21 protein-coding genes and 2 tRNA genes are annotated in these 25,425 nt (G+C 60.8%); 10 read left to right on the forward strand and 13 right to left on the reverse strand.

Annotation, left to right across the window (positions count from 1 at the left end):
* The first annotated feature begins 114 nt into the window (after positions 1-114).
* Positions 115-507: a hypothetical protein gene (locus AAIL66_RS11430; protein WP_242607119.1), complete on the forward strand. Its 393-nt coding sequence runs from the start codon at positions 115-117 to the stop codon at positions 505-507.
* Between the two features lie 85 nt (positions 508-592).
* The gene (gene murI / locus AAIL66_RS11435) at positions 593-1,489 is read left to right on the forward strand and encodes a glutamate racemase (RefSeq protein WP_343496781.1); all 897 of its coding nucleotides are present in this window, start codon (positions 593-595) and stop codon (positions 1,487-1,489) included.
* Positions 1,490-1,498: 9 nt separating this feature from the next.
* On the opposite strand, the gene AAIL66_RS11440 is transcribed toward murI, so the two are convergent.
* The 9 genes from AAIL66_RS11440 to AAIL66_RS11480 all read right to left on the reverse strand — a co-directional run bounded on the left by AAIL66_RS11440 (position 1,499) and on the right by AAIL66_RS11480 (position 10,960).
* Positions 1,499-2,116, reverse strand: a complete 618-nt coding sequence (locus tag AAIL66_RS11440) for a YgjP-like metallopeptidase domain-containing protein (protein WP_343496782.1) — start codon at positions 2,114-2,116, stop codon at positions 1,499-1,501.
* Between the two features lie 74 nt (positions 2,117-2,190).
* Positions 2,191-2,820: a DUF6806 family protein gene (locus AAIL66_RS11445; protein ID WP_003061017.1), complete on the reverse strand. Its 630-nt coding sequence runs from the start codon at positions 2,818-2,820 to the stop codon at positions 2,191-2,193.
* 227 nt (positions 2,821-3,047) lie between these two features.
* Positions 3,048-3,136: transfer RNA gene (locus tag AAIL66_RS11450), tRNA-Leu, on the reverse strand.
* A 99-nt stretch (positions 3,137-3,235) separates the two neighbouring features.
* A tRNA-Gly gene (locus AAIL66_RS11455) sits at positions 3,236-3,311 on the reverse strand.
* 98 nt (positions 3,312-3,409) lie between these two features.
* Positions 3,410-5,032 carry a FadD3 family acyl-CoA ligase gene (locus AAIL66_RS11460; protein WP_343496783.1) on the reverse strand — a complete coding sequence of 541 codons (1,623 nt, stop codon included), beginning with the start codon at positions 5,030-5,032 and terminating at the stop codon, positions 3,410-3,412.
* Between the two features lie 3 nt (positions 5,033-5,035).
* Entirely contained in the window at positions 5,036-6,103 is a 1,068-nt protein-coding gene (locus AAIL66_RS11465; protein ID WP_012837543.1) for a ferredoxin--NADP reductase, read from the reverse strand.
* Positions 6,104-6,185: 82 nt separating this feature from the next.
* Entirely contained in the window at positions 6,186-7,922 is a 1,737-nt protein-coding gene (locus AAIL66_RS11470; RefSeq protein WP_343496784.1) for an FAD-binding protein, read from the reverse strand.
* Between the two features lie 15 nt (positions 7,923-7,937).
* A complete protein-coding gene (locus tag AAIL66_RS11475; protein ID WP_045840126.1) occupies positions 7,938-9,668 on the reverse strand; it encodes an FAD-dependent oxidoreductase in 1,731 nt (576 codons plus the stop codon).
* A 104-nt stretch (positions 9,669-9,772) separates the two neighbouring features.
* Positions 9,773-10,960: an acyl-CoA dehydrogenase family protein gene (locus AAIL66_RS11480; RefSeq protein WP_343496840.1), complete on the reverse strand. Its 1,188-nt coding sequence runs from the start codon at positions 10,958-10,960 to the stop codon at positions 9,773-9,775.
* 288 nt (positions 10,961-11,248) lie between these two features.
* Here AAIL66_RS11480 and AAIL66_RS11485 point away from each other — a divergent pair, with 288 nt between their 5' ends.
* The 5 genes from AAIL66_RS11485 to tesG all read left to right on the forward strand — a co-directional run bounded on the left by AAIL66_RS11485 (position 11,249) and on the right by tesG (position 15,941).
* Complete coding sequence (locus AAIL66_RS11485; RefSeq protein WP_343496785.1) at positions 11,249-12,226, forward strand: flavin reductase; 978 nt, start codon at positions 11,249-11,251, stop codon at positions 12,224-12,226.
* A 79-nt stretch (positions 12,227-12,305) separates the two neighbouring features.
* On the forward strand, positions 12,306-13,145 hold the full coding sequence (locus AAIL66_RS11490; RefSeq protein WP_059440889.1) for an alpha/beta hydrolase: 840 nt from the start codon (positions 12,306-12,308) through the stop codon (positions 13,143-13,145).
* Positions 13,146-13,149: 4 nt separating this feature from the next.
* Positions 13,150-13,956, forward strand: coding sequence for a 2-hydroxyhexa-2,4-dienoate hydratase TesE (gene tesE / locus AAIL66_RS11495; protein WP_063664584.1), 807 nt, complete (start codon positions 13,150-13,152; stop codon positions 13,954-13,956).
* A 6-nt stretch (positions 13,957-13,962) separates the two neighbouring features.
* Positions 13,963-14,886, forward strand: coding sequence for an acetaldehyde dehydrogenase TesF (gene tesF, locus AAIL66_RS11500; RefSeq protein ID WP_004341179.1), 924 nt, complete (start codon positions 13,963-13,965; stop codon positions 14,884-14,886).
* 14 nt (positions 14,887-14,900) lie between these two features.
* Positions 14,901-15,941 (forward strand): 4-hydroxy-2-oxovalerate aldolase TesG, encoded by a 1,041-nt coding sequence (gene tesG, locus AAIL66_RS11505; RefSeq protein WP_034410442.1) that lies wholly within the window; start codon positions 14,901-14,903, stop codon positions 15,939-15,941.
* A gap of 149 nt (positions 15,942-16,090) precedes the next feature.
* On the opposite strand, the gene AAIL66_RS11510 is transcribed toward tesG, so the two are convergent.
* From AAIL66_RS11510 to AAIL66_RS11525, 4 genes are all read right to left on the reverse strand, one after another.
* The gene (locus AAIL66_RS11510) at positions 16,091-18,190 is read right to left on the reverse strand and encodes a TonB-dependent siderophore receptor (protein WP_343496786.1); all 2,100 of its coding nucleotides are present in this window, start codon (positions 18,188-18,190) and stop codon (positions 16,091-16,093) included.
* Positions 18,191-18,541: 351 nt separating this feature from the next.
* On the reverse strand, positions 18,542-18,745 hold the full coding sequence (locus tag AAIL66_RS11515; protein ID WP_034378556.1) for a hypothetical protein: 204 nt from the start codon (positions 18,743-18,745) through the stop codon (positions 18,542-18,544).
* A gap of 351 nt (positions 18,746-19,096) precedes the next feature.
* Positions 19,097-20,041, reverse strand: coding sequence for an OB-fold domain-containing protein (locus AAIL66_RS11520; RefSeq protein ID WP_059440886.1), 945 nt, complete (start codon positions 20,039-20,041; stop codon positions 19,097-19,099).
* Between the two features lie 4 nt (positions 20,042-20,045).
* Complete coding sequence (locus AAIL66_RS11525; protein ID WP_034360356.1) at positions 20,046-21,260, reverse strand: thiolase family protein; 1,215 nt, start codon at positions 21,258-21,260, stop codon at positions 20,046-20,048.
* 210 nt (positions 21,261-21,470) lie between these two features.
* Between AAIL66_RS11525 and AAIL66_RS11530 the strand changes: the two genes are divergently transcribed.
* The 3 genes from AAIL66_RS11530 to AAIL66_RS11540 are packed head-to-tail and all read left to right on the forward strand — an operon-like array spanning position 21,471 to position 25,416.
* Positions 21,471-22,478, forward strand: coding sequence for a YCF48-related protein (locus tag AAIL66_RS11530; protein WP_343496787.1), 1,008 nt, complete (start codon positions 21,471-21,473; stop codon positions 22,476-22,478).
* Positions 22,475-24,958 carry an MMPL family transporter gene (locus tag AAIL66_RS11535; protein WP_034396848.1) on the forward strand — a complete coding sequence of 828 codons (2,484 nt, stop codon included), beginning with the start codon at positions 22,475-22,477 and terminating at the stop codon, positions 24,956-24,958. The genes AAIL66_RS11530 and AAIL66_RS11535 overlap by 4 nt, the downstream gene beginning before the upstream one ends.
* Complete coding sequence (locus AAIL66_RS11540) at positions 24,958-25,416, forward strand: nuclear transport factor 2 family protein (RefSeq protein ID WP_343496788.1); 459 nt, start codon at positions 24,958-24,960, stop codon at positions 25,414-25,416. Before AAIL66_RS11535 ends, AAIL66_RS11540 begins: the two co-directional genes overlap by 1 nt.
* The last annotated feature ends 9 nt before the right edge of the window (positions 25,417-25,425 follow it).

The following is a 25,425-nucleotide window of genomic DNA, read 5'->3' on the forward strand; positions in this document are numbered from 1 at the left end:
TCCGGAATGGGCTTTGTGCTCAGTGCAATCACACATTTGGCAGCATTTGCAGGGCAGATCGATGCACTTGAAACACACTTGCCTCAAGATGTCCTGGAGACATTCACAAGCGCCATGACCATCGGGATTTTTGCCGTCTGGATGCCTGCGGCACTGATTGCTCAGCGCATCAACAACGGCAATCGCCTGCAGTTTTCCTGGAAGAAGGTGCTCGCAGGCTGCCCCTCCTGGATGCGCAACACTGCCTATGCGGTCTTCATTTACGCTTTTGCCAACTTTTTTCTCGGCATTGCGGGCGGCATGGCGGAGCAGCAGCACGGCTTGCGCGTGTTCTCGGGCCACTGGATGATCTTCTACGGCATGGCGTTTTGCATCTTCTTCTCGAGCTGGAACCTGCCTTCCATGCTCAAGACCCGCCACTGCCCGGCCGGGCATGAAGTCGGTCATGGTGATAATTTCTGCCCGGTCTGCGGCTTGCCTGCAGCCCAGGACAGCCCGAATCCCTGATAAACCATAGCCCTGGAGGCGCCGCCGGCACCCAAAGCGGCGCATACTGACGGCCGCACCATCGCCTCCACCTACCTCTTGCACCATGCCCACTCCTCACTCCCCCATCGGTATTTTTGATAGCGGTGTGGGCGGCCTCAGCGTGCTGCATGCACTGCGCCATGAGCTGCCGCACGAGCAGTTTGTCTATCTGGCCGACAGCGGCAATGCACCCTATGGCGATGCACGCGGCGATGCGTTTGTGCAGGAGCGCAGCCTGGCCATTGCGAAATACCTGCTGGAGCAGCACGACATCAAGATTCTCGTGATTGCCTGCAATACCGCCACCGCTGCGGCCGTGGAACTGTTGCGCGAACGCCTGCCGCAACTGCCCGTCATTGGCGTGGAACCGGCGATCAAACCTGCCTCTTTTTCCAGCCAGACCCATCATGTGGGCGTGATGGCCACCCGGGGCACCATCTCCAGCCAGCGTGTGGCACGCCTGGTGTCGGAGCATGGCCAACGCGCCGAGTTTCACCTCCAAGCCTGCGACGGCCTGGCCAGGGCGATCGAGCAAAGCACGGAGCAAGCATTGCCCGAGGATGCAAGCGCCACGGAGATCAGAGCGCTGTGCGCAAAGTACACAAGCGCTTTGGGGAGTTTCGGCCTTAAGACAGGACAGATGGATACGCTGGTGCTGGGCTGTACCCACTATGTGTTCGTCAAGGACGATTTGCGTGCCCTGCTGGGGCCCGATATCCAGTTCCTGGACACGGGGGCCCCCGTGGCACGCCAGACCCGGCGCATGCTCGAGCAGCGCAATCTGCTGGGAGCCGAGACCGATGGATCGCTGCAGCTGGCCCAGGCCGAGCAGATTCAGCTCATGACAACCGGCCGCCTGACGGCCATGCAAGCCGCGGCCCAGCGCTGGCTGGATCTGCCCGCAGGCTGCAGCCTGGCCGTCAACGTGTGCTCGCCAAGCGCCTTGGCCACACCCGCCTGATCTGCACCATCAAACCCAGAGCAGCTGACCACCCTGGTCCAGATAGCTGAGGTAAAAGCGCACATCAAACTCCAACTGATGGTAATCAGGCTCCATATGCGTGCATAACTGATAGAAAGCCTTGTCGTGATCCATGATGCGGATATGCGCGAGCTCATGCACGCAAATCATGCGCAAAAAGGCATCTGGCGCCTGCTTGAACATGGCCGCCACATGAATCTCGTGTCGGGCATTGAGCCGGCCTCCATGCGCAATCGCACGCCGCGTATGCAGACCCAGGGCATTGCGCACCACATGAATCTTGCTGTCGTAGGCCACCTTGTGCAACTGCCCTGCATTGCGCAGATATTGCGCCTTGAGCGCATCGACATAGTCATAGAGCGCCCTGTCCGTGCGAACCGCGTGGGCCTGCGGATATTTGCGCAGCAGCCAGTCAGCAGCCCTGCCCGCGAGCAGCCAGTCGCGCACCTGATTCTGCAGCGATGGCGCGTAGCCCGAGAGATAGGGCAATGCCAGAGGCATGGATGCATTCACCCCTTCTTCGCCCATGCTGGCGCGCGCAGCCCTGTCCTTGCGCAGCTGCTGGGTAACGGCTCCTGAATACTTGGGTGTAGGAATGGGCTTCATGACAAAAGACAAGCCCTCCGCCACAGTCTCGGGACTGCAGCACAGAGGGCTTTGACAGCGGATGATCGAAGGAATCAATGCAGATGGCGCGGGCGGCGATTGCCGCCATGACCGGAGGCCGAGCCCCCCGATCCACCACGCGGCGGCTTGCCCAGCTCCAGCGAGCTGACCAGGGCTTCGAAGCGCTGCGAGAACAGCTTGTCGATCTCCTGCACCACTCCGCCGAGCTCTGCGCCGTCAAAGTGACGCTCCATCATGTTGATGACATCCTGCACCAGCAGATCGCGCTGCACCTGCATGATGGCCGCAGGATTGGGGCCGACAAACAGCATCAGGAAGTCATCGCGGCTTTGCGCCTCGGCAGGAGCCTCTTCCTCGTCGAACTCGGTGTCGTAGAAGGTCACTTCGATGGGCGAGCCCTGCTCGGCCAGCTCGTTGAGCCCCATGCACATATCGTCCAGGGACTGACGAAAATCATCGTCACCACGCACGGTCCAGCACATCTGCAGCAGGTGCTCCTTGGCGTCGAACTGAATGCCGGGCTCTTCTTCATAGAGACTTCCCTCGCCGTCGGTCAATGAGCGCGCGCCAGCATAGGCCCACAAGGGACGCAATGCATCTTGCAGCTGCTCATACGTAACATCAGCACGGAGCAGAACCTGTCCGTGGACATGAATTTCAAAAGCAGCGTTGTAACTAGACATCTTTTTTCTCTGGGAGTGCAGGCCTCGTCAGCATGACAGAACTGCAAGCCATATTGCATCGAAGCAAGGACTTTTCCAAGCGCCTTGGCCAAGCCTTGACGCCCACAGCCCTACGGCATCGCAGTGGCTGAATTTTCCCACCTTCAGCAAGACTGCGGGCAGCAACGGCTACTCAAGTCACAAATAAAAAAAGCCCGCTACACAAGATATAGCAGGCTTTTCAATTCTGGTGCCCCGAACCGGAATCGAACCGGTACGCTTCGTTAAAAGCGGCAGATTTTAAGTCTGCAGTGTCTACCAATTTCACCATCGGGGCCCACTTCACCACCGGCGCAGGGCGCCAGCGAGAAGTATTGCATCAGCCATGCGACCAAAGCAATAAAAAAGGGAAGCTTTTGCTTCCCTTTTCAAAATCTGGAGCGGGAAAACGGGTTCGAACCGTCGACCTATACCTTGGCAAGGTATCGCTCTACCAACTGAGCTATTCCCGCATTTCTGCAAAGCCATTCGCCTTACAGAGCAAACTTGAATTATAGCCACGATTTTGAGCCGGTTTTCGAAAACCGCGTGGCTTTTTCAGATGGCCTGTTCAGGCCGGCTGTGAAGCAGGCGCGAGCCGGCTCTTGACGATCTGCAGCAGATCACGCTTTTGCACCTTGTTGGAGGCATTGACGGGCAGGCCATCGAGCTGCAAAACAAAGCGCGGAACCTTGTAGTTGGCCATATTGGCGCGGCACCAGGCGATAAAGGCATCCTGGTCCAGTGCCACGCCGTTGCATGTCACCACGCAGGCACAGCCTACCTCGCCCATGCGCTCGTCGGCCACCCCGACCACAGCAACCTGCGCCACATCGGGGTGGTTGGACAGCATGCGCTCGATTTCTGCGGGGTAGCAGTTGAAGCCGCCCACGATGAACATATCCTTGAGGCGGTCGGTAATACGCAGGTAGCCGCGCTCGTCAAGCACTCCCACATCGCCTGTATGCAACCAGCCATCGGCATCAATGGTTTCTGCCGTGGCCTTTTCATCCTCGAAGTAGCCCTGCATGATGTGATAGCCGCGCAGCAGCACCTCCCCCGCTTCACCTGGGGCAACAGGCTGTCCTTGCTCGTCCACACAGCGCACCTCGGTCCCGGGCAGGGCCTTGCCACAGGTATTGGCCACTGTTTCCACATTGTCGGAAGGCTCGCAGAGCGTGGCACAACCGCCGCACTCCGTCAGGCCATAGGCCGTGGTGACATTCATGATGCCCAGCTCCTCGCGCATGCGCTTGATGAGAATGGGAGGTACCGTGGAAGCACCGGTCACGGAGGACTTCAGCGAACTCAGATCGAAATTCTTGAGCCCCGGATGCGCCAGCATGGACAGAAACAGAGTGGGCGGCCCGGGCAGGAAGCTGATACGGTCGCTCTCGATGCGATGCAAGATGGCTTGCGCATCAAATACCTGCTCGGGATAGACGGTGGAGCCCTGCAGCAAGGCTGCCACCCAGCCGGCCTTGTAGCCAAAGGTGTGAAAGAACGGATTGACGATCAGGTATCGGCTGCCTTCGGTCAAACCCACCACATCCGACCAGGCCTTGAAAGCCAGGATCGTCGGGCGGTGCGCGCACATCACTCCCTTGGGGCGTCCCGTGGTGCCGGAAGTGAACATCAGATCGGCCGTATCGTCGGGTTTGATCTGGGCTTCACGCTGCTGCTGGGCTTCGGCAGTCGTGCCATCGGCCCTGGCCATGAACTGCGCCCAGCTCAGGTCTGCACTGGACAGCACCTTGTCACCGAGTACCACCACCTGCTGCAGTGTGACAGGACGCAGGCCGTTCAGCAGATCCGGGTAGTAGTTGTTCAGGAAGTCGCCCACGCACACCAGCACCCTGGCACGGCTGCGTTCGAGAATATCGGCAGCCTCGGCGCCCTTCATGCGGGTGTTCAAGGGCACCAGCACGCCGCCCGCAGCATGCACACCGCAGGCGGCAACGATCCACTCGCTGAGATTCGGTGCCCACAGAGCCACACGGTCGCCGGCCTGCACGCCCAGGCTCATCAAGGCACGTGCGGCCAGGCGGCTCAGCTGCTGCAGCTGGGCATAGCTGATGGACTTGCCGTTTTCGACAATCGCCGCGCGACCGGCAAAGCGGCTGACCACGTCAGCGAGCATGCCGGGCAAGGTCAGCGAAGACTCGGGCATCGCGTTCTGGTTGGTATTCGACATAAGTTACTCCGGAAATTTGACGCGCAGCTTTTCGCTGGTGGGCACGGATTGACAGGCCAGCGTCCACTTCTTGGACAGATCCTTGGCATCCAGCACTTCGTTGTGTCGCAGATGTACGCTGCCGTCCTGAACCTGGCACATGCAGGATGCGCACATGCCGGCCTGGCAGGAGTAGGGCACATTGATGCCGGCGCGCAGTCCGGCCTCCAGAATGGTCTCCGTGCCACTGCAGTTGAATTCGTACTCCTCGCCGTCCAGACGCAGCTGCACCAGGGCCTGGTCGACAGCAGCCTCCACGGGAGCAGTTGCCTCCTGCATCAGTTGCAGAGTCTCCTCGTCAGGCAGAGAGACAAAGCGCTCCACATGTACCTGCTCGGCAGGCATGCCGGCCTCGATCATCGCGGCCTGTGCGGCATCCATGAAAGGGCCCGGCCCGCAGATAAAGGCCTGGCCAGCATCGGCCACCCAGGGCGTGGCCCAGGCTGCGAGCTGCTTCTGCGAAGGCGCGCCTTGCACAGAGTCCAGCCAGTGAATGACCTGCAGGCGATCCGGGTACTCGGCCGCCAGCTGCTGCAGGTCCTTCTTGAAGATCACCGAGCGCTCATCGCGGTTGGCATAGAACAGCACCACATTGCCCTGATGCTGCTTGAGTACGGTGCGCAAGATGGAGAACACCGGTGTGATTCCGCTGCCACCGGCCAGCAGCAAAAAGTTCTGAGACAGATTCCGTGGCGAGAACAGGCCCGAGGGAGGCATCAGCTCGATGGAGTCACCCACCTGAACCCTGTCGCAAACCCAGTTGGAGCCTCGTCCCTTGTCGACGCGCTTGACAGTCACCCGCAAGGCATCGTCGAGCATCGGAGCACTGGACATGGAGTAGCAGCGAGGTACATAGCGGCCCTCGATAGGCAGTCGCAGAGTCAGAAACTGGCCGGGACGATAGCTGAATTGCTCAGCCAGAGCCTCTGGCACCTCGAACACAATTGACTTGGTATCGTGCGTCTCGTCAATCACCGCGCGCACGCGCAGCGGGTGATACCGCGATGCGGTTGTTGTGGCTTCACTGCTCATTTCTTCTTACCCCTTACTCACTCACTCTTTTGTGCAACCTTGCACTGGCGCCCCGGCACAAGATCGTCCCCAATCCACGGGGTCAGGAACTGACGCTCTCCACAGCGCTTGCCTGCGGACACACTGCCTGGGCAGCAGGGGACTCGTCCCCTTCCAGTGCAGCCGCCTTGCCCGCTCGGCGGCCCGAGAACACGCAGTCGGCCAGGGACAAGCCGCTCACATAACGCGAGGAAGCCACACCAATGGCGGTGCGCCCCGCGGCATACAGCCCGGGAATGTCATAGCCGGCACCGTCAATCACTGCACCGTTGTCCTCGTTGACCTTGAGGCCCCCCAGGCTCAGGACGGCCAGCGGGAACATCTTCTGGCTGATGGAGATATCGATGGCAAACAGCGAGCCGCCCTTGAACTCATGGCGCATGTCCTGGGACTTGCCCAACGGGTCTTCGATCTCACCTCGTGCAGCGGCATTGGCGCGATCAAACTGGAGCTGCAGCACTGTTGCATCCATGCGAAGCTTTTTGGCCAGGTCAGCGACAGATTTGCCCTTGATCGCGACCTTGTACATCAGCGCCAGCGCGGGCATGGACTGGAAGGCCCACAAGCCGCCAAACAGGCACTGCCACGCAGCCTGCCTGCGCAGCTTGCTATCAATGATGAGCCAAGCCTGTCCCCCCTGCTTTTCCATCATCTCGTAGCCGAGCTTGGCACCGTAGACCTGTTCATTGCAGAAGCGCTCGCCTTTGGTGTTGACCACCAGACCCTTGGGCCAGACCGAGGGTGGGGTGATGAAGCGCCAGGCCGAAATATTGTTCAGGTCCTGAGCGATCCCTCCCACGGATTGCCCGAGGCGCAGACCAGAGCCATCGCAGCCCGCAGCGCCGGTCAGCCAGCCGGGCTTGTAAGCCGGCGCATGCCTCTCCAGCAACTCCGAATTGAAGATATAGCCGCCAGTGGATAGCACCACACCTTTGCGAGCACGGATGTAGCGCTTCTCGCCGATCTCGCTTTCGATCTGCGCAGCTTCACGACGACCCGCCTGGGCACGTGGTGCCTGATACAAACGCCACTTGGCCACCAGCTCATCGAGCTTCTTGTGGCGTTCGGTACGTGGATCGCCTTCGGGCAACACCATCACCTCCACGCCCAATACACGGCCACTGTTCTTCTCGCGCACCAGGCGCTGGACGCGGGCCTGCGTCAATGTGCGGGCTCCGTGCGCCAATGTGGATTTTTGCAGCGCGGCAAAGAACGTCGCACCCGACTGCCCCTTGGCCACCACGCGATGACCGCGCGGTGCAGGCTTCTTGACCAGTTGCGGGTTGCCGTAGGCGGGCACCACCTCGTTGCCCGAGTAGTACAGATACATGCCATCGGTCGGATAGGAGGTCTTGTACGCGGGCATGGTCGACGCAAAGGTAGCGCCCTGCTTTTCCAGCCAATTCAGGTTGGCCACGCTGTCGCGGCTGAAACGAGCCAGTGTCTCGTCACTGACCACACCATTGACCTCATGCTTGAGGTAGGCAGTCATGGCTTCGGGTGAGTCCTCGAAGCCCGCCTCCTTCTGGTACCTGGTACCGCCACCGGCATAGACCACACCACCCGACAGCACACTTGCACCACCGCCACTGAAGCGGTCTATCACCAGAACTTCGGCCCCCTGCTCGCGCGCCTCAATCGCTGCACTGGCACCTGCGCCTCCCCAGCCGACCACCACCACATCGCTTGCATCGGACCACTGAACCTCATCGGCCGACCCCACATCCAAGACTGCACCCACAGGATTGATGGTGCTGACATGCTTTTTGAAATTGGACATCTCTGCGCCTCCAGATCAAACCGTCTTGCCCAGCAGATGCGGGTTCTCGAGGGGCAGGGGCTTACCCACCATGTCAGCCACGGCGCGAAAGGCAAAAGTCATGGCAGGCCCCAAGGTGGAACCAGCGCCTGCGTAGGCCGGCCCCATGACGGAGGCGGAGTTGTTGCCCACGCAGTACAGCCCCTCGATGATCCTGCCTTGCGTGTCGAGCACACGCCCCTCTCTATCGGTAAGCAGCCCTCCCTTGGTGCCGATCTCGCCGGGCCACAGGCGCATGGCGTAGAAAGGACCTTTCTCGATGGGGCCGAGGTTGGGATTCTTGAGACGCGGATCGCCGTAGTAGCGGTCAAACACATTGCCGCCCCGGTCAAAGTCCAGATCCTTTCCGGTTCTGGCGTATTCGGTCATGCGGCGCGCACTGTCCTGCAGGCCAGCAGCGTCCACGCCGATCTGGCGCGCCAGATCTTCCAGCGTCTCGCCCTTCCAGTAGACATTGTTCAGCCAGCTCTTGCGCACCTTGCTATCCGGCACGGCCGAGCCAGGCATCAGCGGCCCCATGGGGTTTTGCGCGCGAAAGCTGGCGTCGAACACAATCCATGCAGGCACGCCGCCATTGCCCTTGGCATGTTCGGCCAGCATGGCCTGCTGAAATTCCGGATAAGGGCCGGACTCGTTGAGAAAGCGCTGCCCTCTGCTGTTGACAACCATGCACCCCGGCAGCGAGCGCTCCACGAAAATGCCGCGAAAGGCCGGCTCCTTGGGAACATCCATGGTGGGCACGCCCCAGGACCAGTCCATCAGCGCCAGCTGCGCGCCCACGGCCTGACCAGCCCGGTGAGCATCACCGGTATTGCCTCCCACTGGGGTGGCCGTCCACTCTGCCTTGGTGGGCTTGTTCAGATACTGGTCACGCATCTCCTGGTTGCGCTCAAAACCACCAGCCCCCAACAACACGCCACGTCTGGCGTTGATCTGCTGGCGCTGACCATTCCTTTCAACGATGACACCCGTCACACGGCCCGATGCATCCTTCACCAGCTCCTTGAGCGGAGAGCTGCGCCACATCTCGACACCGACCTTGTTGGCAGCAGTCAGCAGGCCTGCCACCAGCGCCTGGCCGCCCGTCATGCGACGATCGCGCCTGGTCTTGTTGCGCCAGGGGTAGTCCAGAAAATACTTGAGCATGATGCCCAGGATGGTGAAGCGCGACTTGAGCTCGCGCGAGAGCATGGAATGCGCCTCGAAGGCACTGATGCTCATGCGGCCGAACAACTGATTGCCGGGAGGGCCCGGGCGCATGGTTTCCAGCGCCGTCAGGCCCAGCCTGGCGGCATTGAAGTCAACCGGATCCATGGTGCGACCGCCGGGCCTGGAGCCTTCGATATGGGGGTAGTAATCCGCATACTTGGCCATGGCGCGATAAGGAATCCCGATCTGGCGCAGATACTCGGCCATCTTGCTGGCGGTTTCCACATAGGCCAGCACGCGGTCATCCGTCGCCATGCCTCGCACACAGCGCTTCATATAGCCAAATGCGGTTTCCAGATCGTCCTTGATGCCGGCGGTCTTCTGATCGTAATTGAGCGGAATCCAGATGCCGCCTCCCGACAGGGCCGAAGTGCCGCCGAACAGCTCCGTCTTCTCCACCACCAGAGTCTTGAGGCCCTGCTCCTGCGCGCGAATGGCGCCCAACATGGCACCAGCCCCCGACCCCACGACGATCAGGTCATATTCTTGTTCTGCCATACCTTGTCTCCGTCAATCTTTTGTTTTATGGATGGACTCTCGCAAATACACGCTGGCGGCAGCCTCCGCTGTGAGAGCGCTGCCGCAGCTTGGCCTGAATTCAATCAGACAAAGGGCTCCTGGTTGGGAATGCCCAGCACATGCGAGCCATAGGCGCGCACATAGGCATCCGTGTTGTTCGCAATGTGGGTACGTCCCTGATGGATGTCGCGGAAGATACGCTCGATGGGGTTGTTCTTGAAAGTACCGCTGGCTGCGCAGGCACGCATCAGCTCATTGGCATGAAAGCCCGTCAGCTTGGGAACGTATGACGCCTGAGCACGCTGCAGCAGACGCTCCTCCAGCGTCAGCTGAATACCAGTCTTGGCCGCATCCACAATGCGTGCGTAATTGCGGAAGAGAACCATCTTGAGCTGGTCCAGCGCAATCGTGGCTTCGGTCACGGCCGTCTGGGCGTTCACGTCCTCGGCCATCCTGTTGCCATGCTTTCCAACGTGCGCCGTCGCGCGCTCGGTGAACGACGCGATGGCGCTTTCCAGCGCGCCCAGGCAGGCGGTGGACACCGCACGCTGGAACACATGGGTAAAGGGGATGCGGAACAGCCAGCTGGTGTTTTCCATGCGGCCGGGGCAGCCCACATCGCTGTGGTCGTTGGTGTACTGGATGCGATGTGCCGGGACAAACGCGTTTTCCACCACGATGTCATGACTGCCTGTACCGCGCAGGCCCAGCACATCCCAGTTGTCCTCAATGCGGAAGTCCGCCTTGGGCACCAGAAAAGTCACATGCTCCAGGCCAGGTGTGCCATCACGCTTGGGCAGCAGACCGCCGAGAAACAGCCAGTCGCAATGCTTGGAGCCGGTGGAAAAGCTCCAGCGACCGTTGAACCTGAATCCGCCTTCCACGGGCTCGGCCTTGCCAGTAGGCATATAGGTCGAGGCGATGCGCACGCCGTTATCCTTGCCCCACACATCTTGCTGAGCCTGGTCGGGGAAAAGCGCCAGCTGCCAGGGGTGAACGCCGACCACCCCGTAAATCCAGGCCGTGGACATGCAGCCCTTGGCCAGCTCCATCTGCACGCTGTAGAACACACGGGGATCCATTTCATAGCCACCCCAGCGCTTTGGCTGCAGCACACGGAACAGCCCCGCCTCAGCCATCTCCTGAACGGTTTCGTCGCTGATCTTTCCTTCGCGATCCGCCTGCTGCGCGCGTGCCGCCAGCTTGGGCGCCAGGGCCTTGGCACGCTCGATCACAGCCAGCGCATCAGGAGTGAGGTAGTTATCTGTCATTGTGTTCATTCAGGTCTCCAGTTGCCGCTCCACCGGACGGCTTGTGGTGTGGTGGGCAAGGCCTTTTCGCCTATGACAGAAATGCTCTCACCATGCAATTTTCCGTTCATCGTCCGATCAGACTAACGATGAAGCAGGCGTTTGCGGACTTCTCCAAAGCCTGATCCCGCACAGCAAAAACACGGAGCCTAGGACAAACACCAAGCCCTGTTTTGCGCTGCTAGTCCATGTGAAGGATTCATAAAAGCCCTGTTCGCAGCACTCTTGCACCAAGGAGACATTCACCCCATGCAAAGCACTGCAGCAACCTTCGACCCCAAAGACTTTCGCCGCGCCCTGGGCATGTTTGGCACCGGGGTCACCATCGTCACCACCCGTGCAGAGAATGGCGAGCCTGTAGGAATCACCGCCAACAGCTTCAACTCGGTTTCGCTGGAGCCCCCCATGGTTTTGTGGAGCCTGGCCAAGAACGCCCGCAGCCTGCCTGTGTTCCAGAACGCCGACACCTGGAATGTGCACATCCTCTCCAACGAGCAAGAAGCCCTGTCGAACCGCTTTGCCCGTGCTGGCGAAGACAAGTTCTCCGGCCTGCCGCTGGACTCCGAGGCAGCCCATGCCCCGCTGCTGCAGGACTGCAGTGCGCGCTTCAGGTGCAAGACGGCATTTCAGTACGACGGCGGCGACCACATCATCTTTGTGGGCGAGGTGACCGACTACGACGCCAACCCACACCCTCCCCTGCTCTACGTGACCGGCGGTTACGCCCTGGCTTCACGCAAGGCCAACGCCGTGGCCAGCGAACCTGCCGCAGACACCAATACCGCCTACTCGGAAAACCTGATCGGATATTTGATGGGCCGCGCGCACTTTCAATTCCTGAGCGGCTTGCGCAAGCCCATGGCGGCTTACGGCATGACCGATGCCGATTTTTACGTGCTCTCGCTGCTGAGCATCCAGCAGCCTCAGTCGCCTGCCGAAATTGCGTCTCACATGGCCTACACCGGCACCGACATCGGAGCCGTGGCCCTGCAGTCGCTGATCAGCAAGGGCTGGGTGGAAGAAAGCCGCGGGCGCGCCGAGTCGCTGCAGCTCACGCCCCTGGGCAACGAAGCCATCTTGCGTGTGTTGGCGGCAGCCAAAGCCGTGGAAACCGATTTGATAGCAAGCCTTGGCGAGATGGAAGCAGCCACGCTGCGCAATCTGCTCAAAAAGGCGATTGCCGCCACCGATCCCGGCCTGCCCAAGCTCTGGCAAGCCAGGACTTGATAAGCCTCGTCATCCAAGATTTCTCACCCGAAGGCAGGAGACAGCCTTCGCCTATCCACTCCAAGCATAAAGAACAGAGATGAGCCAATTTTCCATCCCAGAAGGCAAGTATGTGGACATCGGCAATGTGGCCGGTCATCCTCAGCGCGTTCACTACCATGAGCAAGGCTCTGGCGACCCCGTGATCTTTTTGCACGGCGCTGGCACCGGTGCCAGCGGCTACAGCAACTTCAAGGGCAACTACCCCGAGTTTGCTGCGGCCGGCTTTCGCTCCATCGTTCCCGACCTGCTCGGTTACGGCCTCTCGTCCAAGACCGAGGAGCCCAGGCAGTACGACATGGATTTCTTCATCGCCGGCGTCAAGGGACTGGTGGAGCAGCTGGGCCTGAAAAACATCACCCTGCTGGGAAATTCGCTGGGCGGTGCCGTGGCGCTGGGCTATGCGCTCAAGTACCCCGAGGACGTCAAGAGCCTGATCCTCATGGCACCTGGTGGCGTGGAAGAGTTTGAAGCCTATATGGCCATGCCCGGCATTGCCAATATGTTCAATGTCTACAAGTCGGGCAAGACCGGCCCCGAAGCCATGCGCGCCGTCATGAGCATGCAGGTGGTGGACCAGTCGCTGCTGACGGAAGAAATCATCAATGAACGCGCCCCGATTGCGCTGACCCAGACCGAGGCCTCGCGCCAACGCCTGTACATCCCCAATATGACCGAGCAGCTGCCTGATCTGAAGTGCAATGTGCTGGGGTTCTGGGGCATGCAGGATGCCTTCAATCCCGTGGGTGGTGCCGACAAGCTGGCCAAGGGCATCAAGAACTGCCGCGTGGTGCTGGTCAACCAGTGCGGCCACTGGGTGCAGGTCGAGCATCGCGAGATGTTCAACCGCACCTGCATAGACTTCATGAAAAACGGTTGAATCCATGAGCACCACCGAACTTGATCTGTCATTCACCGAAACCCAGGGCCGGCGCCTGTATGACGCGCTGCGCACCGCCAGGACGCTGGCACCACTGACCGAAAGCCACCCCGAAATGACGGTGGAAGACGCCTATCACATCTCCCTGCACATGCTGCGCCTGCGCGAAGCATCGGGCGAACGTGTGATCGGCAAGAAGATAGGCGTGACCTCCAAGCCCGTGCAGGACATGCTGAATGTGCACCAGCCCGACTTCGGCTTTCTGACCGACAGCATGGAATACGAGGACGGCGCTGCCGTCTCGCTCAAGGCAGCCGGTCTGATCCAGCCCCGCGCCGAAGGCGAAATTGCCTTCATGCTCAAGAAGGATCTGCAAGGCCCGGGGGTGACCAAGGAAGACGTGCTGGCCGCCACCGAGTGGGTCGCCCCCTGCTTCGAGATCGTCGATTCGCGCATCAAGGACTGGAAGATCAAGATCCAGGACACCGTGGCCGACAACGCCTCCTGCGGCGTCTTCGTGATCGGCAAGCAGCACACAGATCCGGCTTCGCTGGATCTGGCCGCTGCCGCCATGGAGATGCGACGGAACGGCCAGCCCGCAGGCTCTGGCCTGGGCAGTGCCGTGCAGGGCCACCCAGCTGAAGCCGTAGCCTGGCTGGCCAACACATTGGGCGCTTTTGGCATTCCTTTCAAAGCCGGTGAAGTGATTCTCTCTGGCTCTCTCGCCCCCCTGGTGCCCGCTGCCGCCGGCGACCGTTTCGACATGGTCATCGAAGGCATGGGTACTTGTTCCATTCAATTCACCGAGTAAGAAACCATGACGCAAAAAAAGATCAAATGCGCACTGATCGGCCCCGGCAATATCGGTACCGATCTGCTCATGAAACTGCAGCGTTCCCCCATACTGGAGCCTGTGTGGATGGTCGGCATCGACCCTGAGTCCGATGGTCTCAAGCGTGCCCGCGAGATGGGCATCAAGACCACGGCCGACGGTGTGGATGGCCTGCTGCCCTTTGTCAAGGAAGACGGCATCCAGATCGCCTTTGACGCTACCAGCGCCTATGTCCACGCCGAAAACAGCCGCAAGCTCAACGAGCTGGGCGTGCTGATGATCGACCTGACGCCTGCAGCGATCGGCCCCTACTGCGTGCCCAGCGTGAATCTGGCCGAGAAGGTTGCAGAAAAGGCCATGAACGTGAACATGGTCACCTGCGGCGGCCAGGCCACCATCCCCATGGTGGCTGCGGTTTCGCGCGTGCAGGCCGTGAGCTACGGAGAGATCGTGGCCACGGTATCGAGCCGCTCGGTCGGCCCCGGCACGCGCAAGAACATCGACGAATTCACCCGCACCACATCGGGTGCCGTGGAAAAGATTGGCGGCGCGCAAAAGGGCAAGGCCATCATCGTCATCAACCCCGCCGAGCCGCCGCTGATCATGCGCGACACCATCCACTGCCTGACGGTGGATACGCCCAAGCCTGCCGAGATCGAAGCCTCGGTGCACGCCATGATCAAGGAAGTGCAGAAATACGTGCCCGGCTACAAGCTGGTCAACGGCCCCGTGATCGACGGCAACCGCGTCTCCATCTATATGGAAGTCGAAGGCCTGGGCGACTACCTGCCCAAGTACGCGGGCAATCTGGACATCATGACCGCCGCCGCGGCGCGCACGGCCGAGATGTTTGCCGAAGAAATCCTCGCCGGCCGTTTCGAGTTGGCCGAAGCCGCTGTTGCCGTCTGATCCAGGAGAAGAACATGTCCCTCAAAGGTAAGAAGATCACCGTTCACGACATGACGCTGCGTGACGGCATGCACCCCAAGCGCCACCAGATGACCCTGGAACAGATGAAGTCCGTGGCCACGGGACTGGATGCCGCTGGCGTGCCCCTGATTGAAGTGACCCATGGCGACGGCCTGGGCGGCAGCTCGGTCAACTACGGCTTTCCTGCACATACGGACGAGGAGTACCTGTCCACCGTCATCCCGCTGATGAAGCAGGCCAAGGTCTCGGCCCTGTTGCTGCCCGGCATCGGCACTGTCGATCACCTGAAGATGGCCCACGAGCTGGGCGTCTCCACCATCCGTGTGGCCACGCATTGCACCGAGGCCGATGTCTCCGAGCAGCACATCGCCATGGCCCGCAAGATGGGCATGGATACCGTGGGCTTTCTCATGATGGCGCATATGAACAGTGCCGAAGGTCTGGTCAAGCAGGCCAAGCTGATGGAAGGCTACGGCGCCAACTGTATCTACATCACGGACTCGGCCGGCTATATGCTGCCGGACGACGTGAAAGAGCGTCTGTCCGCCGTGCGCCAGGCTCTGAAGCCCGAGACCGAACTGGGTTTCCATGGCCACCACAACCTGGCCATGGGCATCGCCAACTCTCTGGCTGCAGTGGAAGTCGGTGCCAACCGCATCGACGCTGCGGCTGCCGGCCTGGGCGCCGGTGCGGGCAACACGCCGATGGAAGTGCTGGTAGCCGTGTGCGCGCGCATGGGGATTGAAACCGGCGTGGACGTGTTCAAGATCCAGGACGTGGCCGAAGACCTGGTCGTGCCGTTGATGGACTTTCCCATCCGCATCGACCGCGACGCGCTGACCCTGGGCTACGCAGGCGTCTATGGCAGCTTCCTGCTGTTTGCCAAGCGTGCCGAAGCCAAGTACGGCATCCCCGCACGCGAGCTGCTGCTGGAGCTGGGCCGCCGCGGCATGGTGGGCGGCCAGGAAGACATGATCGAAGACACGGCACTGACCATGGTGCGCGAGCGCCAGAGGCAGGCTGTGGCGGCCTGATACTTCTGACTTCAGGCTCTCTTTGCCACTTTGATCGGGTTCAGCGGCTGCTTGGGGCGGCCGTTGAACCCTTTTTTTGCGGCATCGGCCTGAGCATCAGGCCTCTATCCATCCAGGCCAGCCTGCCCGGGCTACATGGCACATCTTTTCTAGAAGCGATAGCGCGCCACCACCTGAGCCGAGCGCGGTGCGCCCGGCAGGTTGAGGTTGGGCACGCTGCCATGACCGGCCACGATGTAGCGACGATTCAGCAGATTGTTGAGCTTGAGCTGCACATCCCAGGGGCCCATGCGGTAGTAGGCCATGGCATCCACTGTGGTGTAGCCTGGCAAGGTCACGGTATTGCCGGGATTGGCGAACCGGGCGCCGACATAGTTCAGCCCCCCGCCCAGGCCGAAGCCGTGGCCCAGTGCCTTGGTCACCCATAAGTTGGCGCTTTGCCTGGGCGTCAGCGTGGGGCGCTTGCCCTGGACCGGCTGGCCGGAATCGACGGCAGGCGATGTGGTCATCTCTCCATCGAGGAATGCATAGCCGGCCCAGACCTGCCAGCTCGGTGCAATCTCTCCGGCAAACGTCAGCTCCAGCCCATTGGTGCGCTGCACGCCCAGAGGCACCACGGTGTTGCTTGTGGGGTCGACGCTCTTGATATTGGTGCGCTCGAGCTTGAATAGCGAGGCCGTGACCGAAGCCTTGCCGTCCGGCAGATCCCATTTGACTCCGACTTCCTGGCTGGTCGTTTTCTCCGGCGCCAGCTGTGCATTGTTGGCAGCCAGCGCAAAGGTTTCACCTGAAGGCTGGAAGGACTTGCTCCAAGAAGCATAGTAGGACCACGCCGACGAGGGCTGATAGACCAGCCCGACGCGCGGACTCCAGGCAGTGTCCGTACGGCTCAAATCCGGCTTGCCGGGCTGACGCTCATGCGTTTCCTGCTGGAAGCGGTCATAGCGCACACCAGCCAGTGCCTTCCACTGAGGACTGATGGTGACCAGATCCTGCAGGTAGGCGCTGGCCACCTTGAAGACGCTGTGATTGTCCGCCGCAGGCTTGCCGTCGATGCGCAGCGGCAAAGTCGGCAGCACCGGATTGAACAGCGAGACCGTTGCCACATTGGCTCGGCTGTATGACAGCAGATCCTTGCTCTGTCGGCCGAATTCAAAGCCGTACAGCAGCTGATGCTTCATCCCGGCGAACTCGAGCTTCTGGCTCAGCTCGGTCTGGTTGAAAAATCCGCTCTCGTCACGCTGCACATTGCCGCGTGTCAGCGATGCCGTCATCGCCTTCTCGTTGACCGAGCCCACGAGAGTGTTGTTTCTATCCAGCGAATAATCGTAGTAGCGCAAGGCATTGCGCAAGGACAGGCTGTCGCTGATCCGGTGATTCAGCGTGGCCCCCAGCGATGCCACTTCGGCACGGCTTACATCCACATCCCTGGCATTGGCCGCGCCGTAATAGGTACCGGGTGACACATTGACTGGCCGGCCCTGGTACGCGGGGATGCCGAAGTCCGTGAGGCGGCTGTCCTTCAGATAGTCGGCCTGCAGCAGCACGCTGGTGTCCGAGCTGGGCTTGATCAGCACCGATGCCGCAAGCGCCTTGCGATCGAGAAATTGCTGGTCGCGGTAGCTGTCGGCGCGCTCAACGGCGCCGGTCAGGCGATAGGAGACCGCACTGTCCTGCGGCGCGCGCGCCAGGTCGAACTCGCCACGGCGCTGGTTCCAGCGCCCCAGAGTCAAGCCCACTTCGCTGAGATTGACGCCGGGCTTCTTGGTGATGCGATTGATCAGGCCGCCCGACGAGCCGCGCCCGTACAGCACCGATGCAGGACCCTTGAGCACTTCGATCTGCTCGATATTGGACAGATCGCGGAAATACAGCGCGTCATCGCGCAAGCCGTCCACAAACTGGTCGGCAATGGCGGAGAAGCCGCGAATGGTGACCTGATCGCGCTGACCGTCACCATGAGAAAAGCCCACGCCAGGCACGGCCTTGAGAGCGTCCTGCATGGATTGAGCGACCTGATCGCGCAGCAGGCTCTGAGGCACCACATTCACGGTCTGAGGAATATCACGCAACGGGGCCTCGATCTTGGTGGCGCTCGTTGCCGTGGGTGGGTTGTAGCCGGAATCGGGCTGGCGATCGCTGCGGACCTGTACTTCGTCCAGCACCACCTCTGAAGCTTGCTGCGCCCACGCTGCACCGGAAAAAGCCAGCCCCAATGCCGCTGCCAGCGGCGAATACCTCAATGCCATGAATGCCTCGTTATACGGAGTTTTAATTCGGCTTGGCGGGTATCGTCCGCAGCAGGGACTACGGCATCAATTGGCTACAACCTGTGTGCTGTGCAAACGCGTGCGCATCATAAGCGAGAATCGGTCTCATTTACCTGTACTTTACAGTACAGAAATTATCTGGAGATCAAAGTCATGTACATGCTTTGAAAGCAGCAAGAGTCCATGGCTTAACAAAGCCGTATCCGCCCCTCCGAGGCGGGCTGGAGGCGATGCCGATACAACGGCAACTCGCTGCCATCAGGCCGCCGATTTCAGGACCGATCAAGGGAAAACGAGAGGACTCAACCGGCAGAGCTTTCAGCCCAGGGCTCAATAGCCCGATGCAAAAACCGCGTTCCAGGAGGTCTGGGCACTGGCCAGCACGATGCCAGCGGGCAGCTTGACCGCAGGCTCCGCCTGCCCTGCCACAGCGGTACCCTGCGGCAGATTCATGGCAGGCAGGTACAGCGCCAGTGCGGCAGCCACCAGCGACACTGCGCGAAGCGCATTCATCCAGCGAAAAGAGGTTTTCATGCTTGTCTCCTTTACAGGCTCTATGGCCTTTCTGGTTTGCAGTATGGCCAGCACGGAAAACGCAACATCGTCCATTTTGATGAGCAGGTATTTACTTAGGTGGCAACCCCAGATCACCGACCCGATGGCGCCGCCGCATGGCTTTGACTCCTGCCGGCAGAGTTTCAATAATTTGATAGCTGCCATCGCTTTTAAGACATAGGTATAAAGCCAACTTGACTGATATTTATCGCATTCCAACAGAGCCAGGATCCCATCCGTGAACGGCCGCAAAAAAAGGGCTTTGCTTGCGCAAAGCCCCAACCCTTGAAGAAACTGAAACACCCGCCTTCACCGGGCGGGCAACGGCGATTACATGTAAAGAATCACCAGGTCGTTGATGACTGCAGGACGGTCCTGGCCGACCACATGGATGTTGAGCTCCATCGTGGCCTGCACGCCGCTCTTGACCTGCTCCACAGCCTTGATGCGAGCCCGCGCACGGATCTTGCAGCCGGAGGGCACGGGGGTCGGGAAGCGCAGGCGGTCCGAACCATAGTTGACCATGTTGTTGAAGTCCACCACCTCGTAGTCCAGCGGAATCCTGAGCTGACTGGCCAGCACCTGCACCAGAGCGCCGTGGGCGATGGTGGTGCCGAACGGGCTTTTCTCGCGCGCCTGCACGGGGTCGGTGTGAATCCAGTAGTCGTCGCCGGAGAGCTTGGCAAACTCGTTGATGACTTCCTGGCTTACAGTGAACTCGTTGGACCAGGGGCTGTACTCCTCGGACACCAGCGACTTCATGGCCTCGATGTCCTTGACGGAAATCTTGCGCTTGGCTGCGGCAGCCTCCTCCACCACGGCAACCGCAACTGCGGCCTCGGCGTCCGCCTTGATGACAGTCGGGTGGCTGCCCGCACGGGCGGTAAAACGCAGCAGGGTGACCTCGCCGGGGCGCTCGTCAAACACGGGACGCACCTCCATGCCCACCTTCAGCGCCTCGGGATCCACGCCGACCATGGTGGTGTTGATGCGCACGCCTTCACGGAGTTCGACCACGGCCAGGGCCTGGGGCATCTCGTCCGTGAATTCGGGCATGGTGGGAATGCGTGCGATGGTGAAGCTGTAAAGCGTGCCTTCGCCCGACACTTTGTTCCACTTCAGGGTGCGCGATCCGCAAGTGGGGCAATGGGTGCGTGGGAAAAACAGCGAGTGTCCACGATCGCATTGCTGAATGCGCACTTCGTGGGCCTTGAGACCTTCCCAGTACGGCGCAGAAATTTCCGTGGGATGGGGCAGAGGTTTGTTCCAAGCCATGTTCTTATGCTCCCCGCAGGATCAAGGCGCCCTGCTCGCTCATCACGCCACCGGTGCCGGACACATAGGCCAGATCGTTGCGACCCAGTTGCCTGTCGCCGGCACGCCCCTGAATCTGGTGCACCGCTTCAATCACCTGGGACATGCCGCCCGCCGTGCCGGACTGACCGAAGCTCAGCTGGCCGCCATGGGTATTCATGGGGAAGTTGCCCTTGAAGGTGAAATCGTTGTTGCGCAGAAAGTCCATGCCCTTGCCCTTCTCGCAAAAGCCCGCGTCTTCCAGCGTCAGCATCACGGTGATCGTGTAGCAGTCATAGATCTGCGCCATATGCATGTCTGAGGGACGCATGCCCGCCATTTCGAAAGCCTTGGCAGAAGCCGGGCCGATGGGGGTCTGCAGCATGTCGGCCATATAGGTGGGTGACTTGCTGCTCACATGCTCGCCGCAGCCGACGATGCTGACGGGGCGGTGTCTGGTGGTTTTGGCGCGATCGGCGCGCGTGACGATCATGGCGCCGCCACCCGCAGCCGGCAGCACGATTTCCAGCACATGCAAAGGGTCGGCCACCATGCGCGAGTTCAGCACGTCATCCACCGTGATGGGCTGACCGTAGAACATGGCGTCGGGGTTGTGACAGGCATTGAAGCGCTGGTCTACGCTGATGCGTGCCAGAGCGGCCGCGTCGTAGCCATGGACCGCGCCATAGCGCTGGGCGATCATGGCATAGCCGGTGTTCTGCGCCATATGGCCATAGGGCAGGTCCATCTCGGCCTCGGGCGCTCCAAAGCGAGTGCTGTGGCCGCCGAAGCGGCTGGCCTTCATGACTTCCTTGATGTGGTCGTCATGTTCTGAGATCGGTGCCATGCGCGAGGGCAGCACGCAGACCACGGTGTTGCACAGCCCCAGCTCGATCGCAGCCGCCGCGCGCCAGACCATGGCCACGGAACTGGCTCCCCCCAGGTCCACGACTTCGGCAAAGTTCAGGCGCACGCCCAGGTATTCGCCGGCCATGGCCGGCACAAAACAGCTGGCTTCATGAAAGTGCGGAGCGCTGGTGATCAGACCGTCCACCTCGGACAGCTCCATGCCGGCGTCCTCCAGAGCCTGCAGCGTCAGATCGGCCACCTGCTCCAGATGGAACATGCGCGGCGCCGTTGCGTACTTCTGCGGCTTGTACTGCGCGACGCCAACCAGCGCCGCTTTTCCTTGCAAACCCATATGTCTCCCTTACCAAGAAAGTGTGCATTCATTGTGTAAATGAAGCAGACCGAATCCATCGTCTGTAGAGACTAAAAAGCCGGCCCCGTACATACCCCTAATTCTCCGGGCAAACGTCCATTCGGACGATGTTGCTGAAGCTCCAAATCAAGAACCTGCACCCGTGTTTGCAATACATGCACAGCGTGTACGAATCAATAAGGAGACAACGTGAAAACAGCCGTCGGTATAGGCGCAGCAGCATTGGTGGCCTTTGCCTCAGCGCTCGCCTTTGCACCCCGCACACCGCCCCCCCTGGCCCCCACCACCATTGGCATCGAGCGCAGTCACTTCAACACCATCACTCAGGTGGGCGATCGTCTGCTGACAGCCGGCGCACTCGGTGAAATCCTGTACTCGGACGACAAGGGTGCTCACTGGCAGCAGGCACAGATCAAGGAGCAGCGTCAGGCGCTCATCGTCAGCATGGCTTTTGCGCCCGACAGAAAGACCGGCTTCGCCGTGGGGCACGAAGGCTGGATTCTGCGTACCAAGGACGGAGGCAGCACCTGGGAGGAAGTCGCTTTCTCCAAGGAAAACGGAGAGCCTCTGATGTCGATCGCGCGCCTTCCTTCGGGCGACTGGATCAGTGTCGGCGCCTTCGGCCGTGCCATCACCTCCAGGGATAACGGTCAGACCTGGGAGCAGTTGCCCCTGCCCTCAGAGGTGGAGGACAAGCACATGAACCGCATTGCCAGCTCCGAAGATGGCAAGCACTGGCTGATAGCGGGCGAGCGCGGCCTGGTCATCAAGTCCGAGGACTCCGGCGCAAGCTGGCAGATCGAGCCCGGGTTCTACAACGGATCTTTCTACAACGCCATGCCTACACGCGAAGGCGGCTGGCTGATCTATGGCATGCGCGGCAACGCCTTTGTGCAGGCCGCACCGGACGCGCAATGGGTCAAGTCGACGATTCAGGCTCCGGTCTCCTTCTTTGGCCATGCCCAGGAAAAGGACGGAACCATCATCCTGGTAGGACAGGGCAGCATGCTCGGCCTGAGCAAGGACGGCGGCAAGAGCTTCAGCCTGCAACGCGCCAAGGGCCGCGCCACCCTGACCGACATTGTGCTTACCGGCCCCGACAGCGGATGGATGTCCAGCGACGCAGGCCTGCAACCCTTTCCCCCACCACAACAAGCCAAGGCAGCCGCTCAGGCTGACCCAGGAGCGACACAATGACTCTGAGCGAACCCACCAGCCGGCTGGACCGGTTTATTGCATCCACGGCACGCTGGCTGATTTCGTGGAGCAAGTCCATAGTCGTGCTGACGCTGATTGCCACGGCACTGCTGGCTGTCTCGGCCATGCGCACGCACCTGGATCCGGGCTTCAACAAGTTGATCCCCATGCGTCATGAGTACATGACGGCATTTCTCAAGCATTCAGCCACCTTCTCCGGAGCCAACCGCATTCTGGTGAGCGTGGAATGGAAGGGCCGGCAAGGCGATATCTATAACAAGGAATTTCTCGAAGCCCTGCGTGGCGTGACGGACGAGGTCTTCTTCACCCCCGGCGTCAACCGCGGCCAGGTGTATTCGCTGTTCACACCGAATGTGAAATACATCGAGATCACCGAAGACGGCTACGTGGGCGAGGTGCTGATTCCTTCGCGCTTCGAGGCCAACGAACAAGGCCTGGCCCAGGTACGCTCCAACGTGGCCAAGTCCGGTCAGATCGGCTCTCTGGTCAGCAACGATCTGAAATCCGCCATGGTGCGCGCCGACCTGCTCGAGGTCGACCCAAAGACCGGAGAAAAGCTCGACTATCACAAGGTTGCGCAGCGCCTGGAAGAGATCCGCAGCAAGTTCGAAGGCAAGGACATCTCCATCCACATCATTGGTTTTTCCAAGGTACTGGGCGATGTGATGGACGGCCTGACCACGGTGATGACCTTTTTTGCCATCGCCTTTGTCATCACGGCCATCATGCTGCGTCTCTACACCAAGTCAACCAACATCACGGTGGTCGGCCTGGCCGTGGCACTGCTGCCCGTGATCTGGCTGCTGGGCATTTTGCCGCTGATCGGCTACGGCATCGACCCCATGTCGATCCTGGTTCCCTTTCTGATCTTCTCCATCGGTGTATCCCATGCGGTGCAGATGACGGGAGCCTGGAAGCATGATGTACGCGCCGGCCTAAGCTCCAGGCTGGCCGCCGAGAACGCGATTCGCAAGCTGGCCATTCCCGGAGCTCTGGCGCTGCTGACCAATGCTCTGGGCTTCATGGTCATCATGCTGATCGACATCCCCATCGTGCACGAGTTGGGCGTGACCGCCTGCATGGGCGTGCTGCTGATGATCATCACCAACAAGGTGTTCCTGCCCGCGGTGCTGGCCAATCTGCGCCTGGAAAAAAAGGCCATGCAAGCCCCCTCCTCCTCAGCCAATGGCCGTAACCCCATCTGGTGGAAGCTGTCAGCACTGGCCGAAGGCAAGCCCGCAATGCTGACTCTGGTGGTGTCGCTGCTGCTGCTGGCCGCCGGTACCTACGAATCGCGCAATCTGCTGACAGGTGATGTGGGAACGGGCGCTCCCGAGTTGCGTGCCGAGTCGCGCTACAACCGTGATAACGACACCATCATCGGCAGCTATTCCATAGGCATGGACGTGCTGTCCGTCTTCGTCGAAACCTCCAAGCTCGACGAAGGCTGCCTTAACTGGCAGGTGATGAACGCCGTGGAGCGCTTTGAGTCGCGCATGCGCCGGGTTGACGGCGTGCAATCCGTCTCCACCGTCTCCGGTCTGGCCAAGATCGCGGCCTCCAGCAACAACGAGGGCAACCCCCGTTGGGCAGCGCTGCAGCGCACCGAAGCCGCATTGCGTTCGGGTGCCAAGGCACTTTCTCCCGATCTGGGCCTGAACACAGAGGGCTGCAAGGTCATCAATCTGCAGGTCTTCCTCAAGGACCACGAAGGCGCCACGCTGACCCATGTCGTCAATGAAGTGCGTGATTTCATCGCTGCGGACAAGACACCCAACGTCAAGTTCCTGCTGGCTGGCGGCAACGCCGGCGTGGCGGTCGCGACCAACGAAGCCGTGGAACATGCCGAAGTGCAGATGCTGGGCTCCATCTTCGGCGCCATCACGCTGCTGTGCTGGCTGACCTTCCGCAGCTGGCGCGCCGTGCTGTGCATCGTCGTGCCCCTGGCCATCGTCTCCATACTCTGCAATGCCTTGATGGCCATGCTGGGCATAGGTCTCAAGGTCCCCACACTGCCCGTGGTGGCGCTGGGCGTGGGCGTGGGCGTGGACTACGGCATCTACCTGTTCGAGAGCATGCAGCATGAGCTGCGCGAGCGAGACATCACGCTGCGCGAGGCTTTCTATGAAGCCATGCGCCAGCGCGGCAACGCCGCCATCTTCACGGCGCTGACCATGTCCATAGGCGTGGGTACCTGGGCGTTCTCGGCACTGAAGTTCCAGGCCGACATGGGCATCTTGCTGGCCTTCATGTTCCTGGTGAACATGCTGGGCGCGATCTTCCTGCTGCCTGCCATGGCCTATTGGCTGAATGTGGGCGCGGCGGAAGCCAGGGCCCGCATCAAGCGCCTGCACCGGCAGCCCAGACACGCCCATGCGACAGGCAGCGCAGGCGGTATCAGCCATGCGGGCGGCATGCTCAAACCCGAGCCCCAGTCATCCGTGAACGGCAAAGTGTGATGCAGACCGCAGCAAGCACGCTGGAGCAGGTTCTTCTTGAACATGCTCTGACCCAGACCCTGATCCGCTACGCCACGGCCTGCGACACACGCAACTGGGACTTGCTGCAGCAGGTGTTCACACCTGACTGCACCACGGTCTACGGTGGCAGCTACATCTGCGAAGGGGTCGCCAAGGTCCGCCGCATGATCAGCACCCATCTTGACGGCTGCGGCCCCACCCAGCATCTACTGGGCAATCTGGAAGTCGATGCAGCCGACCCGCAGCGCCCGCTCAGCAGGATTCAGGTGCGAGCCGCGCATCAGGGACTGGGCGAGCGCAGTCATCTGCGCTACGACGCCATTGGTTTCTATGAAGACGAATGGGTAAGGCTGCCCGAAGGCTGGCGCATCCAGAAGCGCAGCATGACCATGTTGCTTGAGATCGGTGAGCGCTCCGTGCTGCAGCCCGGCACCTGAGCAGCCACA

Source organism: Comamonas sp. F1-6 (assembly GCF_039581415.1).
Classification (GTDB): Bacteria; Pseudomonadota; Gammaproteobacteria; order Burkholderiales; family Burkholderiaceae_C; genus Comamonas; species Comamonas thiooxydans.

Coding starts and splice junctions, on each gene's coding strand:
- AAIL66_RS11430 (WP_242607119.1), top strand. CDS start 115: ATGACCATCGGGATTTTTGCCGTCTGGATGCCTGCGGCACTGATTGCT.
- murI (WP_343496781.1), top strand. CDS start 593: ATGCCCACTCCTCACTCCCCCATCGGTATTTTTGATAGCGGTGTGGGC.
- AAIL66_RS11440 (WP_343496782.1), bottom strand. CDS start 2,116: ATGAAGCCCATTCCTACACCCAAGTATTCAGGAGCCGTTACCCAGCAG.
- AAIL66_RS11445 (WP_003061017.1), bottom strand. CDS start 2,820: ATGTCTAGTTACAACGCTGCTTTTGAAATTCATGTCCACGGACAGGTT.
- AAIL66_RS11460 (WP_343496783.1), bottom strand. CDS start 5,032: ATGTCGAATACCAACCAGAACGCGATGCCCGAGTCTTCGCTGACCTTG.
- AAIL66_RS11465 (WP_012837543.1), bottom strand. CDS start 6,103: ATGAGCAGTGAAGCCACAACAACCGCATCGCGGTATCACCCGCTGCGC.
- AAIL66_RS11470 (WP_343496784.1), bottom strand. CDS start 7,922: ATGTCCAATTTCAAAAAGCATGTCAGCACCATCAATCCTGTGGGTGCA.
- AAIL66_RS11475 (WP_045840126.1), bottom strand. CDS start 9,668: ATGGCAGAACAAGAATATGACCTGATCGTCGTGGGGTCGGGGGCTGGT.
- AAIL66_RS11480 (WP_343496840.1), bottom strand. CDS start 10,960: ATGACAGATAACTACCTCACTCCTGATGCGCTGGCTGTGATCGAGCGT.
- AAIL66_RS11485 (WP_343496785.1), top strand. CDS start 11,249: ATGCAAAGCACTGCAGCAACCTTCGACCCCAAAGACTTTCGCCGCGCC.
- AAIL66_RS11490 (WP_059440889.1), top strand. CDS start 12,306: ATGAGCCAATTTTCCATCCCAGAAGGCAAGTATGTGGACATCGGCAAT.
- tesE (WP_063664584.1), top strand. CDS start 13,150: ATGAGCACCACCGAACTTGATCTGTCATTCACCGAAACCCAGGGCCGG.
- tesF (WP_004341179.1), top strand. CDS start 13,963: ATGACGCAAAAAAAGATCAAATGCGCACTGATCGGCCCCGGCAATATC.
- tesG (WP_034410442.1), top strand. CDS start 14,901: ATGTCCCTCAAAGGTAAGAAGATCACCGTTCACGACATGACGCTGCGT.
- AAIL66_RS11510 (WP_343496786.1), bottom strand. CDS start 18,190: ATGGCATTGAGGTATTCGCCGCTGGCAGCGGCATTGGGGCTGGCTTTT.
- AAIL66_RS11515 (WP_034378556.1), bottom strand. CDS start 18,745: ATGAAAACCTCTTTTCGCTGGATGAATGCGCTTCGCGCAGTGTCGCTG.
- AAIL66_RS11520 (WP_059440886.1), bottom strand. CDS start 20,041: ATGGCTTGGAACAAACCTCTGCCCCATCCCACGGAAATTTCTGCGCCG.
- AAIL66_RS11525 (WP_034360356.1), bottom strand. CDS start 21,260: ATGGGTTTGCAAGGAAAAGCGGCGCTGGTTGGCGTCGCGCAGTACAAG.
- AAIL66_RS11535 (WP_034396848.1), top strand. CDS start 22,475: ATGACTCTGAGCGAACCCACCAGCCGGCTGGACCGGTTTATTGCATCC.
- AAIL66_RS11540 (WP_343496788.1), top strand. CDS start 24,958: ATGCAGACCGCAGCAAGCACGCTGGAGCAGGTTCTTCTTGAACATGCT.